The sequence below is a fragment of the Paenibacillus sp. YAE3 genome (assembly GCF_057546105.1).
In genome coordinates, this window is sequence record NZ_BAAIYF010000002.1 from 225,668 (window position 1) to 240,980 (window position 15,313).

Sequence of the window (15,313 nt, forward strand, 5' to 3'; positions counted from 1 at the left end):
TGGAAAATCGTTGGGTCCGCTGCCATTGAAAGAGTTTAAAATGGTTACAGTTTGCCGAATTTGCAACCCAAAAACAGACTCGAAAAAACCCTTGCGCATCAAGGGTTTTTCTTATTTTCTGAACTATTTTCACTCTATTTCTTAATTTTTTGTAACTTTTAATCGTTTTTTAATAAAAAAGGAAATTTCTTAGAGCCCCAAGGGTTTGAGACATGTCATCCATATTTTAGGGAGTTACAAAACTGTTATACTCGGAATCGAGCCTGAAAGAAAACGAAATTTGGAGGTAAACACAACATGAACCAAAAACATCTATTCCAAAAATTAGTAGCCGTAGGGCTATGTGCATCGATAGGCATTACAGGAATGTTGGCAACGGGAGCATCGGTCACGGAGGCTTCTTCTTCCAAGTCCGTCACGGCTTCTTCTTACTCTTCTTCTAAAGGACAGGCCATCGTTAATTATGGCAAAAAATTCATGGGCACGCCTTACAAATTCGGAGCTTCCACAAGCACAACGCGCGTATTCGACTGCTCCTCGTTCATGAAATATATTTTCGGACATTATGGAATCAAATTGCCGCGTACGTCCGTACAGCAATCCAAAGTCGGCGTTGCGGTTTCCAAATCGAACCTGAAACCTGGCGATCTCGTATTTTTCTCCAGCGGCAGCAGAGCCAACGGCCATAACGTAACGCACGTGGCAGTATATGCAGGCAACGGCAAAATCCTGCACACTTACGGTTCCCCCGGCGTAACGGTCTCCGACCTGAATTCCGGCAACTGGAAAAGAACGTACCTGAAAGCACGTCGGGTATTGTAGCATATAAGGAAGGCGGTAAGCTGAAAACTTACTCGCCTTCTTTTATTATATAACCGACCCCGCGCACTGACTGAATCATTTTATTGCGGAACCCTTTGTCCATTTTTGTGCGAAGATGCCTGATATATACGTCTACCACGTTCGTGCCCATATTAAAATCATAATCCCATACCTCTTTTAAAATATCCTCCCGGGTACATACCTCATTGACATGCCGCGCCAAATAAAGCAGCAAATCGAATTCCTTTACGGTAAGCTCGATGTCCTTCTCCGATCTGGAAACCGTTCGGGTGGCTGGGTCGATGATCAAATCACCGACCGTAACTTTCTTCAGGCTGCGCTCATGTTCGATGCGGAATATTCGCAGCAGATTCCGGACTCGTGCCAGCAGCTCTTCGGCTGAAACCGTCCGGGGCACGACATCGTTCGCTCCAGCCTCCAATCCCGCGATAACCGCTTGTTCGTGGTAAGGATGCTCGAAAACGATGATCGGAAACGGCCGATCCGCCTGCTCCCGGAGCAGGGCCTTCAACAATTTAGGCAGCGAGCTCCCCGCGTATTCGGCCCGGTCCAAAAGCAGCAGGTCGATTTCATGCTCGCCGATCAGGCGCAGAGCCTCATATTCGCTGGAAACGGCCTCGATCTCGAATCCTTTTGACCGGAGCGCCTCAAGGATGCCGCTTTGCCCGAAATATTCTCCTACCGCCAACAGCCGCTCGTTCATCGTATCACCCGTATTTCCGCTTGTCGTCCGTTTGGAACGCTTCCCATAGGGTTGCCGTGCATCATAAAAACCATTCCCCGCGGAATGGTTTTTATGGATTCCTCCGGTTTGGCGGACTTAGCCAAAATACCGGTGATATATCGTTCTGGCTTCGGCGATGTCTTTCGTGCCGTGAATAAGCGCCCTTCCGTCCGAGAAAACGACGAGACGTTTGTCTCCGGTCGTAAAAGAAACGAGGAACGGGTTGCTTTCCACCTTCCCCTCCCCAAGCGAGGACAAGCGATTTGCCGTTTCCTGCAGGTCAAGAGACTGTTTTTGGCCGGGACGGATTTGTACCGTGTCCCTCCCGCATAACACATCGGTTTTTTCCAGGTTGGACGCGGACAAATATGGATACGTCCGATGGTCGCCGCAGGAAAGGCAGTCCGCCTTCCGTGCATGCTTGACGCCCATGGACATATGTTCATTCCGCCAGAGGTCAAACGTAAGCAGCTTATCGCGAAGCGCTTCCGGATGGCCGCTCAGCAGCTTTAAAGCCTCTGCCGTTTGATGCGCCGTCACCACTTGTACCGCTTGAGGGATGATGCCCGAAGTATCGCAGGTATCTCCTCCGAGCGGAACCGTTCCGAGCAGGCAATTCAAGCAGGGCGTCTGTCCCGGCAATATGGTGTACGTGATGCCGTAGCTCCCGACGCATCCCCCGTATATCCACGGGATTTTATATTTTTGGGAAATATCGTTGATCAACAGCCTGGTGTCGAAGTTGTCGGTTCCGTCCATGATCAGATCCACGCCTTGGATGAGCGACTCGAGCTCGTCAAGCTTGACGTCCATGACATGACTGTCGATCCGAATGGAAGAATTGATCGCTTCCAGCCTTTGTTTGGCGGCTACGGCTTTAGGCAGCCTATGTTCAGCGTCCTGTTCGGAAAATAGCTGCTGCCTTTGCAGATTGCTCCACTCCACGTAATCGCGGTCAGCGATCGTCAAACGTCCGATGCCCGCTCTCGCAAGCGTTTCGGCGATCGACGTGCCAAGCGCGCCCGCACCGATGATCAAAACGTGGCTCTCCCCCAGCTTCCGCTGGCCCTCGGGTCCCAACGGCGCAAAACGCTCTTGTCTGGAATAACGGTCATTACCGGTGCTCACATGTTTCATCTCCTGTACATGCTCAGTAATAAAATTCGCAAATAAAATGCGCACGCAGGCGTAAAACAAACATACGCAGGCCTGCTGCTTATTTCTCCAATAAAATGGCAGAACGATCACTCAGGTTTCTTCTTGTCATGGACAGCAAAATGAGTTCGTTGATGCCATCCGTCACATATATTTTGAAAAAGCCGCGTTCCCTTCGGGAACACGGCAGCTCGTTATCGGAAGAGAGCGAATCAAACCCTTTGATGCGACCATTCTTCCACGTTCCAAATTTTCGTCACCCAATCCTCATAAAAATCCGGCTCGTGGGACACGAGCAAAATCGTACCTTTATACTCTTGCAGGGCGCGTTTCAGCTCGGCTTTGGCGACGACGTCCAAATGGTTGGTCGGTTCGTCGAACAAAATCCAGTTGGATTCCCGCATCATCAGCTTGCATAACCGGACTTTGGCCTGCTCGCCGCCGCTCAGCATGTTCAACGGGCGGGTAATATGCTCGTTTTTCAGTCCGCAGCGCGCCAAATGCGCACGCACTTCATGCTGATTCAAGGAAGAAAACTCGTTCCAAACGTCATCGATCGGCGTCAAGTTGCCCGGCCGAACCTCCTGCTCGAAATAAGCGGGATGCAGAAAATCGCCCAAATACGTTTTGCCGCTGATCGGCGGAATTTTGCCCAGGATCGTTTTGAGCAGCGTCGATTTCCCGACGCCGTTGCAGCCGACGATGGCGATTTTTTCGCCGCGTTCGATCGTCATGGTCATTTTGGGCAACAGAGGATGGGAATAGCCGATCTCAAAGTCGATGCCTTCGAACACGACCTTGCCGCTGGCGCGGGATTCCTTGAATTGGAACACCGGCTTCGCCGCTTCTTCGGGTTTGTCGATCCGTTCGATGCGGTTCAGCTGCTTCTCGCGGCTTTTTGCACGTCCGGAAGTCGAATAACGGGCTTTGTTGCGCTGGATGAAGTCCTCTTGTTTTTTGATGAACTCCTGCTGTTTTTCATACGCTTCGATATGCTGGTTTTTCGAGATGTCGGCCATCTCCAGAAACTTCTCGTAGTTGGCCGAATACCTTGTCAGCTTGGCGAATTCCAAATGATAGATTACGTCGACGACCTGGTTCATGAATTCCGTGTCATGGGAAATCAGGATGAAAGCGTACGGGTAGGACTTCAAATATTGGGTCAGCCATTCGATATGCTCCACGTCCAAATAGTTCGTCGGTTCGTCCAACAGCAGCACGGTCGGCTTTTCGAGCAAAAGCTTGGCCAATAGAACCTTGGTGCGTTGGCCGCCGCTCAGCGCCGACACGTCCTTGTCCAATCCGATGGCCGACAGTCCGAGACCGTTCGCCATTTCCTCGACTTTGACGTCGATCATGTAGAAATCGCCGATTTCAAGCTGTTCCTGGATTTCTCCCATTTGCTCCAACAGCGTCTCAAGCTCTTCCGGCGTTGCGTCGGCCATTTTATTCGTGATCTCCATCATTTCCAGTTCCAGCTCGAGCAGCGGCAGGAAGGCGTCCTTCAATACGTCGCGGACCGTTTTGCCGGGCGTCAGCTTGGAGTGCTGATCCAGGTAGCCGTAACGGACCTTCGGCGTCCATTCCACCTTTCCGCTGTCCTTTAACAGCTGCCCCGTCAAAATATTCATCAGCGTCGATTTGCCGACTCCGTTTGCGCCGACCAGCCCGACGTGCTCGCCTGCCAGGAGGCGAAAGGAAACATTTTTAAACAATGTGCGTTCCCCGAAATTATGGGAAACATTTTCAACGGTCAATAAGCTCATATATACGTTCTGGCTCCTGTCTATAATAAATAGTTCTTGGCTTGCACTTTACCCTAACTTACAGGCATTCAAGATACCATTTTATCATAAGAAGGAGTTTTCATGAAAGATGAAAAATGACGGTTACTGCCTGCAGCTTCTTTCAAAATAACCGTTTGCCGCGGCTTCCTTCGCATCCGTGAAGGTTTCTTCGTAGATCAGTCCGCTGCGGCAGCTTCCGCGCTCGAAATATCGAATGCCGGTCGCAGGATCCGTTCCGGCGAACAGATCGGGTCGTTTTACGAGCCTTCCTCCGCCGAGAGCATAATTGTTGATATAACCGCTTCCGACCGGAATGCCCTGGACAAAAGCCATCATGCCGATATCCTGAATCGAATTGTTCCACTCCTCGCCCGTTATCGAAGGCAAAGTGAACAGGTACGATATGCCGTTTTTGGCTGCATATTCGTTATGACGGTTAATGACGTTCGCCAAATCGCTTTGAATCGTTTGGACGATCGCCGCTTTTTTCACCTGCTCAAACGTTTCGGAATGGGCAAGAAGCGGGACGTTGGTCGTCGCCATCATTTCTCTTTGCAGCCCTCTGATCCACTGCCCGGCATCGCGATCATACACTTCCACCTCATTGTCCAAGGTAAATCGAATGAGATTGCCGTTTGCGTCGCCGTAAGCATAGGGTTTCTTCGGACTCCATACATGCCTGATCCGCGGCTTGTTATCCTCTCCGACATATTCTTCGTCCGCATATACGTAATATCCGTCATAGTCGATCACGACCACGGCAGGAATGTAATAGTCCAAGGCGGCTTGTGCCGGCGCATCGTCATCGATCCCAAAATTCGCATACAAGCTTTTATAAAACATCGCTATCGCTTGTTCCTTGTCGGCCCGGAAAAACTTTTCGGATCCGTACCCGGCCTCAAACTCCTGCTTTTCGTTTTTGTTCAGCACGCTGGCACCGTCTTGTACCGCCGTCCGCAGCGCCGCGGCGTATTTGGTTTCGAGGAACAGGACGTTCTGCTGATCTTTGACGGAATAACCGCTCATCAGAAATGCCGGAACGAAAATAAGGACAAACACGATTGAAAAATCAGTAATCTTCATTGAGCACCATGCCTCCGTAAGGAAATGCGAGCACGGGAGCGGCCCCGGAGATGGATCCGGTAACAAAATCCAACATGATCGTTCCTGCCGTACGATTGATGTTTCGGACCGTGACTTTAAAAAAGTCGCCGACGTTCATCCTGTACTTTCTGGCCTCGTGGTCTTTGGGCAGCGTGTTGTCCGGGTAGATGACAGACAAAATATCCGCCGTATAAAATCCTTCGTATGAAACGTCCACATCGTCCTGGAACGTATCCGTGTTCGCGGCATCGGCATAGACGGGCGTATATTTTTTGTGCAAATGCTCCATTTGGACGTCAAACGCATTGCCAGTAGCTTCGATTTCTTGCAGGAAGTCCTGGTACATGACCGGCGTAAGATAACCTTTGTTCCTGACGGCGTCAACGAACTGCGTGACGGCATTGTAAACGACCAGCCGCGACAAGTCATCCTGCTTCTGATACGCTTCCGCCGCCGGATAAACGAACAGGAGGGCAACGGCTAGCAATACGGCAACGAATTTCGATACGGCGCTGCTCATAGAACGTCCTCACCGGGCTTTAATTTTGCAAAACGTATTTCCTTCAACAGCCCGTTCCAATCCCTCACATATTCGGCCCGGTATTTGGCCTCCGGCTGGAAGACGGCCGTTCCGGCCAGTTCGAGCGGATCGCCCGAAGCTACCGGAACGCCATCGACCTTGACGGCGACTCCCGCTCCAACCTGATCCACGGTAACCAAAAATGCCTGCGAACCGCTGTAGATGTCAGGCCGGGCAAGCGTCAACGTAGAATGAACGCTGCGTTTTTGGCCGGAAACGACTGCCGAAACTTCGTCCAAAGCCCCGTCGATTTGCCTGGTCAGTCCCAATGCCAAAAAGCAGGCGCTTAGAAACAGGGCAAGAATGGCGCTTATCCCGATCATATTCTGCACATTATCGTTCACGGTGCCCTTCCCTCCCTTTTGTCACGCATTATTGCTCGAACACAAGCCCGCGGACGACGTTGGATTTGTCTTTGATGATGCTGGCTTTGAACTTCCCGCTCGGATTGACGTATTCGTTGCTGGATTCGTTCATCGTGTTCCGTAAATCCCCTTCCCGGTTGTTAATGTCGATGACCGATCCGTATTTGTCATCCGCCACGTTACCGATGTACAGGCTGTTGCCGTACCATTGGCCGTTTCTGTTTTTCCCCGTTTTGACCAGGATGCCGAATTGATCCTTGTCCCTGAACTTCCGCAAAGCGTTCGTTACCTGCGAGCCGCTGATGCTCGTGCCGTCATAGACCGTAAAGGAAGCCTGCGAAAGCTCGGTCTGGATGTCCGAGAAGTTGTTTTGGGCCGTTTTGGTCGCTTCCTGGGCCGAAATGAACAGGATCACGACAATGGTAATAAGTGCAATGGTCAAAAAGATGCCTGCGGCAACCTTCAACGCGCTGGATGCGTTATTCATTGAATATCATCTCCTTAAATTTTTCGGATTTCTTCATAATAAACATTCATCTGCATAAAGCTCATCGCGATCAACGGTATGACCAGGTACATAAAAACAAGGGCATACATCGGCGCAAAACCGAGCATCTTTCCGAGCGCCGCTTTCGTGTCTATGATTTTTTCGTATTCCTGCTTGCGTTGTTCGAAATAGAAGGCCATTTCGTTGTCGAGATCATCAAAGGCCTGTTCGATCGGAATTTTCTCCACGCACAAAAGCAGTTTATCGACCAATCTTTGGAATTCCGTCAATCGGACCTCCTCCCTCAGCTCGGTCAGCGCCATTTCCGCGCCGTGATCATAGTGCAGCACGCATCTTTGAATCGGCGTTTTGAAAATGATCGCGAATCGGTTCATCCATTCCAATATTTCCTCAACCGATATCCGTTCCATTTCCCGAAGCATGGAGATGACCGTTTGGAACTGGTACACCTCATGCCGCATGTCCATATAGCGGATCTTTCGCTGAAAATAGAGCAGCCACAGCGGAAATTGGTACCCCGCCCAAGCCGCCAACAGGGACGCAAGCAGCTCCCACCATTTGACATACTCGGCATGATAAGCTTTGATCTTGGCCAAGATCCGGTTTACGTCGGCCACCATCGTATCCTTGCTTCCAATGCCGGTATGCTCTTGCTTGACGCTCCAACGGCTTGCGACATCGTCGTAGGTGGCTGTAGAAGACATGCCGACCTCCTCCATGATCTCCCGATCCCGGTCGCTGATCCGCTGCCCTTCCGCCCGTTGTTCGCTCGACAGTTGGCCGAAAAAGGTCGTTCCCTGGACGGGGGCGTACAGGATCTGTTTTTTAGCCGATTGATGCAAAAACAGGATCATGGTCATCGTGACGGCAAAGGTCAGGCAGAAAAATGCTATCCTGCGAACGTAAAACCATTCATACCGCAGATGGGTGCTGCTCTCCCTAAGCAAACGGATGATTTTGGCATAAGCAGGCGATGCCGGTCGAGGAGCGACAAAAGCGGCGATAGCCCGGACCACCGCAAACGAAGACAGAAACTGCTCCCAGGACTTCTTCCGATCCCCGGTCCGGTATGCGGTTTCGTTGTCCTGCTGCAGGCGCTGCAATAAAACAAAAGATAAGATGATCACGGCATAAATGACGATTTTGGTCAGGTACCCCAGCTTGCTCGTATAAAAGGCGTCCATGGCCGGAAAGCTTCCGCGTGCCCAGCGTTCGATCGGTTTGGCAAAAAACACCGGGGCAAGGGCGATGACATTCAACCCCTTCAAAAGATAATCAAGCTTGTCCCGCCGCAGGATCTCCAAATGGATTTCCTTCGTTAATCCCCCGAGGCCTTTTAAATAGATGGAGCCCTGCTCCTTCACTTTGTCTCCAAACTCCATGATCATATAGGAGATGCCCGCAAACGCCTTTAGAAAACGGTTGGGCGCGGATTCGTAATATTTCTCCAATTCCACCGAAGGATCTTTGGCATTCAACGCCTCGTAGATTCTCCGAGTATGGATTGCCGCTTCGTAGCCGGCGGTTTCCGCCGCCTCATACAGCGCTTCGTCGATCATTTCATGCTGCTGGTAACGATGCCGCACCTCCGAAAACAAATCCACCATTTGGACGAGAAGCCGCTTCTCCAAACGGTTCACGTACATATCGATCAGCAAACTGTTGAGGATCACTGCCGTAAGCAACACCAGCAGCAAAAAACTGACGCTCGGATTCAGCAGCAATAAAATACATGCCGAAAGGCTTAGCAAGCCTAAAACCGCCAACGTCACTTGCGCCGTCTCATGTCTCAAGCGGAATTCATCGTAAGCATGAATGGCGAGCCGTTTTCTGATCCTTCGGATGTAGGCCGACAGCAACGGAACCCGAACCATCCAAATGTAGGATTGTTGCAGGATGCGGTTCCACTGCCCCCTCCAACCTACGCGTTTGCCTCCCGCTTCCCCGTAAAACTTGTCATGCACGTCCTGCTGCTGTCTGCGGCCGATCCATGCCAAAACCGCATACGCTGCGGCAAACAAAACGAGAGACGAAAGCAATACGATTAGCAGAATGGATTTAATACTCATAACGTCCGCTCCAATGATGGTTTAGAAAATCAATGAAACTTTCAGCATCGCTTGCGCCCATCTGATCTGCCATTTCCCGCACGTTTCGGTCCGAAACGGGATCGGCCGCAACATACCGCCCATCCCGGTATTCGATGACATTGCGGGAAATATACGACCTCCGATGCTCATTCAGCCGGGCTTCGTTTTGGAGCTTGATCAGTCGGCTGAGCATTTGTTTGACCGTTGCTGCTTCGCCGTCGTCGTTCCCTGCAGGGTCCGCGGCATCTTCCAGCGGAACGCACTCGGTAATCCGTTCGATATACCTCCGGCCGTACGCATCCCGCTTCATGTGGACATCAAAGTTAATGACCTGAACCACCTGTTCCTCGGCGATGCGCTCATGATGAAACACCCCGATTTTCAGGAGCGAATTCCGCAGGGAAAACACGAGATCCCGGAATGTCTTGGCATGATGGGTAAACACGGTGAATAAGCTGGCGACTTGCGACATCTGGATCATCCAGGCAGCCACTTCGTCGCTTGCCACTTCGCCCAAAATATTGACCGTGCCATCGGTTTTTTTCTGCAAGTCCAGTCCCTCTTGTCCCGTAATCCGTTCCGTTTCGCGAAAGGAAAGGATGTTTCTCCGGCTGTAAATCTTTCTTAAATGAAGCTCGAATGCCATTTCTTGCACGCGCAACGTATATGTAGGGTCGATATGCTCCACCATGGCCATCAGAAGCGTCGTTTTGCCGGAACCCTGCGCTCCGGTAATGGCCGTGATCCGGCTTCCTTTCATGAGGTATGCAAGCAAACCGATCGGCAGCTCGGCATTGTCCCCCGTGATCAATTGCTCCAGGGAAGCGTTCGGAATATCGAATTTGCGCACGAAAAATGCCCACGATTCCGCAAACGGCGGCCGAACGACGACCACCCTGGACCCGTCCTTCATCTCGTTCACTTTGTAGCCGTTGGATTCCGACAGCTGGCCGGGGTGGTTATACTTATAGATGTTTTGGCAAACCCGTTTAAGCTCCAGCTCGGATCCGAAGGAAAGAAAGGACATGTGCACCGCCTTGCCTCTATAAAAAACCCATACGCTTTCCGTGGCAGACATCGGCTTGCGGCATTCGTCCACGTACGGCGGCGGAAAAGGAAAACCCGGCCCGACGTATGCTTCCAGCTGTCCATCATCCGTTAAAATGCCGCTGACCCCTCCGCTGACTCCGTCGATGCGCTGATCGCGCAAATCGTCCACGACCGAAAATCCTTTGTACTGCTGATAAATCCGCTGCACTACAATGTCCAGTTTTTCGTGGAAAGAAAGGCTCCGATATTCCGCCGTAAATATCCGTTCGATATCTTCCGCCGTGACCGCGAACACCGGTTGTTCCCCATAACCCTCAAGCATGCGCGGCTCCGCGAGCCCGTAATGTTCGAACAGCGCGGACAACGCCTCCGGACCATATTGCTTTTGATATAAATAAAAAATGATTTCGAATTGGTCCTGCGGCGTCAACCGGCCGATATCCTCAAAAGAAATGGCGTCTTCGATACGGTCTTCGTTAAGCCCGTAGCTTTTGACCAAGAGATCCGCCATAAACTGCTTGACGTATTGTTTTTCGCGGACGTCGCCTGAAATGCAGTCCTTCAGCGCTTTGCGCAGCTCGCTTCGTTTATTGATTCTGCGCCTGTACTCCTCCTCGTGGAGGCCCAGGTCGGTCAGCTGCCTGTGGGTGAGCTCATGCAGCGTTTCCTTCACGAATTCCGTCATCGCTTCGATCGTGCACTGTTTGCCTTCCGTTTGGCTTGAAACCTGCGGACGGCGGTAATCGAGCCATTTGACGTAGAGGAGCAATAGAACGAATAACATGATGAGCGCGATCATCAACATGTTGACGATCATTCCGGAGCCCATTTACGCCCCCCTTTCCACGAGCTTCAATGCCGCGGTCATTTCGAGCTGCGTCAATATGTCTTTGGCCAACGAGCGGATGCTGGCCAGAAACGCGGCGGCCGGCTGTCTGCCGTTCAGACTGCGGCTCCGCTGAAGGAACGGAAGAACGCCGCGCATATTCCACGCATCCAAAAAGTCCGTCGTGTACGGAATTCCATGGATGCTGCCCTTGTAGCCGAATCTGCGCTTGACGTTATTCAACGTACAGTGGGAGTATTTGTCGTACCTGCCCAGCACCACGATATAGGTTTTTTCGCGAACGATCGGCGGACATCCACCGTTCTTGAAAAACGAATCCAAACCTTCGATGCCCTGATTCATGCTGACCACGACCAGGTCCGATGCTTCGAGCAACGCTTGGTCGCCGCTTCCTTCCTTCGGCCATCCGCATCCGGCGTCGACCAATACGAGATCGTAACATTGGTTCGCCACCGAGCATATGGACTGAAGCAGCTGTTTCCTATACCCCGGCATCGTGCCTTCGGGCTTGGCGTTCCCTTGGACCAGATCCAAACGGTCGGCGAGCAAGGGAAGCGTATAATCCCGCAAATTTTCACGGGTCAGCCTGCGGTTCATGCATAACCTCTCCAAAGCGTCCATCCCGTGATCCTGAAAAGCAACAAGCGAATGGTCCAAAGCATAGGCGGACATCGGGAAGGCCCCTTCGACCCTTTCCTTGGCCATGCCCCCATGCGCCATCAGCAATTTCAAACGGTAATCCATGGCGATCGTCGCCGCAGCCGCGGCAGCATGCGCCGAATTTCCGCTGCCGCCCTGAAGCGGGCTCCAAAATGCGATCGTACTCATGCTCGACTCCTTTCTGCATTCTTCAATGCGCGCTGTATTTGTTTTCGATCCCAATCCGTGAACGTTTCAAAAATGCCGCACAACCGTTTTTTATAGGTGCGTGTCAGTGCCTTCATATGGATTCGTTTCGCATGTTCGTTTCTGAGTTTCAATGAATAATCCAGCTCGTTCCAAGGCATGACGACCGGATCTCCTTTCCAGCGGACCGGCAGACGTTCGAAGTACCCGTCCAAATAGGAAGGGCCGAACCATTCCTCGACGGCCCTGACGATGAGCCGCTTCATTTCCGGCCTCGCTCCCGGATCGAAATAACGCAAGACCGCTTCCGACAGCCATTTCCCGCCCTCTTCTAGCGTCCAGACCTCGTAATCGGTCACCCAGACGAGTTCGGAAGCGCTCATCCAATCCTCCTTTGCGCAAAAGTCCGGGAGTTCCAGATCGTAAAGAACATAGTCGTAATGTTCCAAGGCGCCGCCATGGCTTTGGAAGTAGGCTTTCAAACCGGCCGAATCCGCGAATCCGCATGCGACGTCGAAACCGGCAAATTCCGTGATGCATAACTTCTCGCCCAATCCGCCAATGAAATAGGGATATCTTCTTTTTTCGCTCGCGTCCACCAGCAGGACGCTGCTGCCCCCGGACGCAAGCAATTTGCAAATATGCATCAGGGTGTCGCTTTTATCGCATAGGCCGGCAAAAATCCAAGTATTCAAAGATGTCCGTCTCCTTTCTTTCGTCCGCCGGCAGCCTCAAGGTTGACCCGAAGGTGCCGCGCTGCCCTCCCGGCGATCATTCAGGCTTTGCTCAAGCAGTTTGTTCTCCTGGACATCCCCCAGCGAAAAACTGTCTTGGTTTGGATCCGGGGCCGTGCTCTTGCCGGTTGTTCCCGGAGCGGGATTCCCCGCGTGTTCGTTCGCCGCCCCTGCCGCTTCATCGTTCCATAAGCCGTCGGCGTTCGATGCTCCGGAGACATCCGATGCCGCGGAACCGCCTGAAGAGTACATGCCTCCGCTCAAGCCTGAGGGAGCGAATTCGGATTCGGCGAAGCTGCCGTTTGGCCGTTGCTGCACCGCTTTTTCCAAGTCTTGTTCCAGGGAAACGCGTATGGCTTCGGACAGCTTCCGTTCCGCTTTGTTTACGATGTTCGGGTCGCTTGCGATCAGCTTCATCACCTCCTTGTTGACCGGATAAGTCGGAATCGCCCGATCCTGCATCTCCGGCTCCACGTAAGTCACGGCGTACAGCTTCGCGTCATGCAGGTAAGCATCCACCATCGCGCTGGACAATGCCAATATCTCCTGCTCCGTCAACCGGATCCACATGGCCGGGCTAAGCAGCTTATCGATTTTCTTTTTGGATAAAATGATGTAGTCCTGTCCCGTAGGAAATTGGATGCGTACGTCGACCACGTCGCGCTCGAGCAAATTCGATGGCAATACGACGGCCTGAATCTCCTTGTTCCGAAGATCCGCTTGGATCGGTTGGCCCTCGTAAACCATGGCCTCCGTCAGGGGCGTCCCCTTTTTTAGCTCGATTTTTGCAATCTTGTTTTCGTCGCCAGTGCCGCCTTCCAGCAGATTCGCGGGCGCCGTTCCTTTCGGCAGCTTGGCGCGCACAAGGTCTTTCGCCGTGACGGCCTCGCCGGCGGCAACGTCCCGCGCAAGCGTCCAGGCCGGGACCATCTGCTTCTCCTCATTCAGCCTCGCTTGTTCCAACTTGGCGATTTGCCGGCGGTACTCTTCCCTGATCTCGTTTTCCTTGGCATGGTGCCGAATCCCGCTAACGGCGGCGTACGCTGCAAACACGATGCCCACCGCCGAGGCTCCCGCCAAACCGGCGTAAAGCATATGCCTCGTTCGCTGTCTCAGTTTTGACATGAATTTGATCATCCCCCTCCATTAAACCGCGGATCAGCTGAGACCGAACCGGAATCTCCTTCTCCGCTGGATTCCGGCCGCCGCCCCATGAAAAATGCGGCTCAGCACTTTGTCCGTCTCTTCGCATTGATCGAACGGATCCATTTGCAGCGGCAGCGCAAACACCTGCGTGGAATCCAGCTGCTTGCGAAGCCGGGATACGGCATCCTCCCCGGCCAGCGGAAGGACATACATCCACTTCTGCCGGGGATATCGCGACAAGCCGTGGACCATATCCAGCACGTCCTGCTGGCGCCACTCCGCGCCGGAGGCGACGATGATCGGAAAGTCGGCGCGCAGAAACTCTTCCAGCCGTTCCCGCTCCCTGAATGTTCCGAGATCGATCACAAGGAAATCGTAGCTGCCGGACAATAACGCTATCACGTCGCTTCTGGCCGTCTGCCGCCAATAATCCACGCCTTCCACCTCGAATTTGCGGCTGCCCGGCCCGGCGGAGCTTTCCCCGTCGACGATTTGTTGGATCCTTCGGAATGCCGGCGACCTCATGTTCATTTCGACCAGCGCGACCTTGCTGCGGCTTCTCGCCAAGAAATGGCTGATTGCGATCGCCGTATGCGTCGTCCCCGTGCCGCCGCTGGCTCCCATCACCGCAATCACCTGCGTGCTTTTTCGCCCGGCCATGTCCCTTCCCCGCTTCGGGGCCGGCTTCATTTCCTGCCGGACAGCCGCCGCGATCACCCCGCGTACTTCGGCGGCGGAGGCGTAGCGGTTTTCAGGCATGGGCTCGAGCAATTTCCGTATGACGGGAACGAGTTGACGGGGCAAATCTTGGCGTATGCTGTGTGCCGCGTCCTCCGTCCACTCGCTGAAAGCCCCTCCCGTCGTCAAATAAAGCATCAACGCCCCGAAACCGTACAAATCGGACCGGGCATCGCTTTGGCCTGAACCATACTGCTCCGGAGCGGCAAACCCGACCGTACCCAGCTTTACCGTGTCCTGCGCCTGCGCCTGCTTGTAATTGCGGGCGATGCCGAAATCGATCAGCCTCAGCTCCAGCTGCTCCGTCAGCATAATGTTCGACGGCTTCAAATCCCTGAAAATGACGACCGGATCATGCGTGTGCAGGTAATCCAGCACTTCCAGCAGCTGATCCGCCAGCTGCAGAATCGAATCGATCGGAATCCGGCCGCGGTATCCGCGAAAATATTTCTCCAGCGTAATCCCTTGGATATAATCCATGACCAGATAGGTGTAACCGTCCTCGTCTGGCGGAAAAAAATCCACGATTCGGGGCAGCCTGGCATGGCTAAGGGATATCAAAAGCTGCGCTTCTTCCCGTATGCTGCTGTACCGGGCCGGGTCGGAAACGCTCTCCTTGACGGCCCAGAGTTTACCCGGCAGCTTCAAATCCTCGGCCAGATAGACATGGCTCATACCGCCTTCGCCGATCTTGCGGATGATCTCGTATCTCCCCCCAATCGAATGGCCGGCATGCAGCTTGGAAGGATGAATCATGTGTGTCCCTCTCTTTCAAGACAAAAAAAGGGAAAGCCCC

At 52.9% G+C, this 15,313-nt stretch carries 14 protein-coding genes; 1 reads left to right on the forward strand and 13 read right to left on the reverse strand.

Annotated elements, in window-relative coordinates; translation table 11 throughout:
* Window positions 1-297 precede the first annotated feature (297 nt).
* Window positions 298-822 (forward strand): C40 family peptidase, encoded by a 525-nt coding sequence (locus tag AC27KL_RS03880; RefSeq protein WP_212948504.1) that lies wholly within the window; start codon window positions 298-300, stop codon window positions 820-822.
* Between the two features lie 28 nt (window positions 823-850).
* Here AC27KL_RS03880 and AC27KL_RS03885 read toward each other — a convergent pair whose 3' ends face one another.
* The 13 genes from AC27KL_RS03885 to AC27KL_RS03945 all read right to left on the reverse strand — a co-directional run bounded on the left by AC27KL_RS03885 (window position 851) and on the right by AC27KL_RS03945 (window position 15,273).
* A complete protein-coding gene (locus AC27KL_RS03885; protein ID WP_487168913.1) occupies window positions 851-1,546 on the reverse strand; it encodes a response regulator transcription factor in 696 nt (231 codons plus the stop codon).
* A gap of 117 nt (window positions 1,547-1,663) precedes the next feature.
* Window positions 1,664-2,695, reverse strand: a complete 1,032-nt coding sequence (locus tag AC27KL_RS03890) for a thiazole biosynthesis adenylyltransferase ThiF (protein WP_487168914.1) — start codon at window positions 2,693-2,695, stop codon at window positions 1,664-1,666.
* A 239-nt stretch (window positions 2,696-2,934) separates the two neighbouring features.
* On the reverse strand, window positions 2,935-4,488 hold the full coding sequence (locus tag AC27KL_RS03895) for an ABC-F family ATP-binding cassette domain-containing protein (protein ID WP_487168915.1): 1,554 nt from the start codon (window positions 4,486-4,488) through the stop codon (window positions 2,935-2,937).
* Window positions 4,489-4,611: 123 nt separating this feature from the next.
* Entirely contained in the window at window positions 4,612-5,592 is a 981-nt protein-coding gene (locus tag AC27KL_RS03900; protein ID WP_487168916.1) for a hypothetical protein, read from the reverse strand.
* Complete coding sequence (locus AC27KL_RS03905; protein ID WP_487168917.1) at window positions 5,579-6,133, reverse strand: hypothetical protein; 555 nt, start codon at window positions 6,131-6,133, stop codon at window positions 5,579-5,581. The genes AC27KL_RS03900 and AC27KL_RS03905 overlap by 14 nt, the downstream gene beginning before the upstream one ends.
* Window positions 6,130-6,537 (reverse strand): hypothetical protein, encoded by a 408-nt coding sequence (locus AC27KL_RS03910; protein ID WP_487168918.1) that lies wholly within the window; start codon window positions 6,535-6,537, stop codon window positions 6,130-6,132. Before AC27KL_RS03910 ends, AC27KL_RS03905 begins: the two co-directional genes overlap by 4 nt.
* A gap of 28 nt (window positions 6,538-6,565) precedes the next feature.
* On the reverse strand, window positions 6,566-7,045 hold the full coding sequence (locus AC27KL_RS03915) for an ABC transporter permease (RefSeq protein ID WP_212948496.1): 480 nt from the start codon (window positions 7,043-7,045) through the stop codon (window positions 6,566-6,568).
* A 14-nt stretch (window positions 7,046-7,059) separates the two neighbouring features.
* Window positions 7,060-9,135, reverse strand: coding sequence for a hypothetical protein (locus AC27KL_RS03920; protein ID WP_487168919.1), 2,076 nt, complete (start codon window positions 9,133-9,135; stop codon window positions 7,060-7,062).
* A complete protein-coding gene (locus AC27KL_RS03925) occupies window positions 9,125-11,035 on the reverse strand; it encodes a pilus assembly protein CpaF (RefSeq protein WP_487168920.1) in 1,911 nt (636 codons plus the stop codon). The genes AC27KL_RS03920 and AC27KL_RS03925 overlap by 11 nt, the downstream gene beginning before the upstream one ends.
* On the reverse strand, window positions 11,036-11,881 hold the full coding sequence (locus tag AC27KL_RS03930; RefSeq protein WP_487168921.1) for a hypothetical protein: 846 nt from the start codon (window positions 11,879-11,881) through the stop codon (window positions 11,036-11,038).
* Window positions 11,878-12,594 (reverse strand): hypothetical protein, encoded by a 717-nt coding sequence (locus tag AC27KL_RS03935; RefSeq protein ID WP_339324513.1) that lies wholly within the window; start codon window positions 12,592-12,594, stop codon window positions 11,878-11,880. The genes AC27KL_RS03930 and AC27KL_RS03935 overlap by 4 nt, the downstream gene beginning before the upstream one ends.
* A gap of 36 nt (window positions 12,595-12,630) precedes the next feature.
* Window positions 12,631-13,758 (reverse strand): SAF domain-containing protein, encoded by a 1,128-nt coding sequence (locus AC27KL_RS03940; RefSeq protein ID WP_487168922.1) that lies wholly within the window; start codon window positions 13,756-13,758, stop codon window positions 12,631-12,633.
* A 33-nt stretch (window positions 13,759-13,791) separates the two neighbouring features.
* Window positions 13,792-15,273, reverse strand: coding sequence for a serine/threonine protein kinase (locus AC27KL_RS03945; RefSeq protein ID WP_487168923.1), 1,482 nt, complete (start codon window positions 15,271-15,273; stop codon window positions 13,792-13,794).
* Window positions 15,274-15,313: the final 40 nt, after the last annotated feature.

Bases quoted from the DNA above. Each gene is read 5' to 3' on its own strand.
- AC27KL_RS03900 (WP_487168916.1), bottom strand. From the start codon at position 5,592: ATGAAGATTACTGATTTTTCAATCGTGTTTGTCCTTATTTTCGTTCCG.
- AC27KL_RS03880 (WP_212948504.1), top strand. From the start codon at position 298: ATGAACCAAAAACATCTATTCCAAAAATTAGTAGCCGTAGGGCTATGT.
- AC27KL_RS03930 (WP_487168921.1), bottom strand. From the start codon at position 11,881: ATGAGTACGATCGCATTTTGGAGCCCGCTTCAGGGCGGCAGCGGAAAT.
- AC27KL_RS03885 (WP_487168913.1), bottom strand. From the start codon at position 1,546: ATGAACGAGCGGCTGTTGGCGGTAGGAGAATATTTCGGGCAAAGCGGC.
- AC27KL_RS03940 (WP_487168922.1), bottom strand. From the start codon at position 13,758: ATGTCAAAACTGAGACAGCGAACGAGGCATATGCTTTACGCCGGTTTG.
- AC27KL_RS03915 (WP_212948496.1), bottom strand. From the start codon at position 7,045: ATGAATAACGCATCCAGCGCGTTGAAGGTTGCCGCAGGCATCTTTTTG.
- AC27KL_RS03905 (WP_487168917.1), bottom strand. From the start codon at position 6,133: ATGAGCAGCGCCGTATCGAAATTCGTTGCCGTATTGCTAGCCGTTGCC.
- AC27KL_RS03920 (WP_487168919.1), bottom strand. From the start codon at position 9,135: ATGAGTATTAAATCCATTCTGCTAATCGTATTGCTTTCGTCTCTCGTT.
- AC27KL_RS03925 (WP_487168920.1), bottom strand. From the start codon at position 11,035: ATGGGCTCCGGAATGATCGTCAACATGTTGATGATCGCGCTCATCATG.
- AC27KL_RS03945 (WP_487168923.1), bottom strand. From the start codon at position 15,273: ATGATTCATCCTTCCAAGCTGCATGCCGGCCATTCGATTGGGGGGAGA.
- AC27KL_RS03895 (WP_487168915.1), bottom strand. From the start codon at position 4,488: ATGAGCTTATTGACCGTTGAAAATGTTTCCCATAATTTCGGGGAACGC.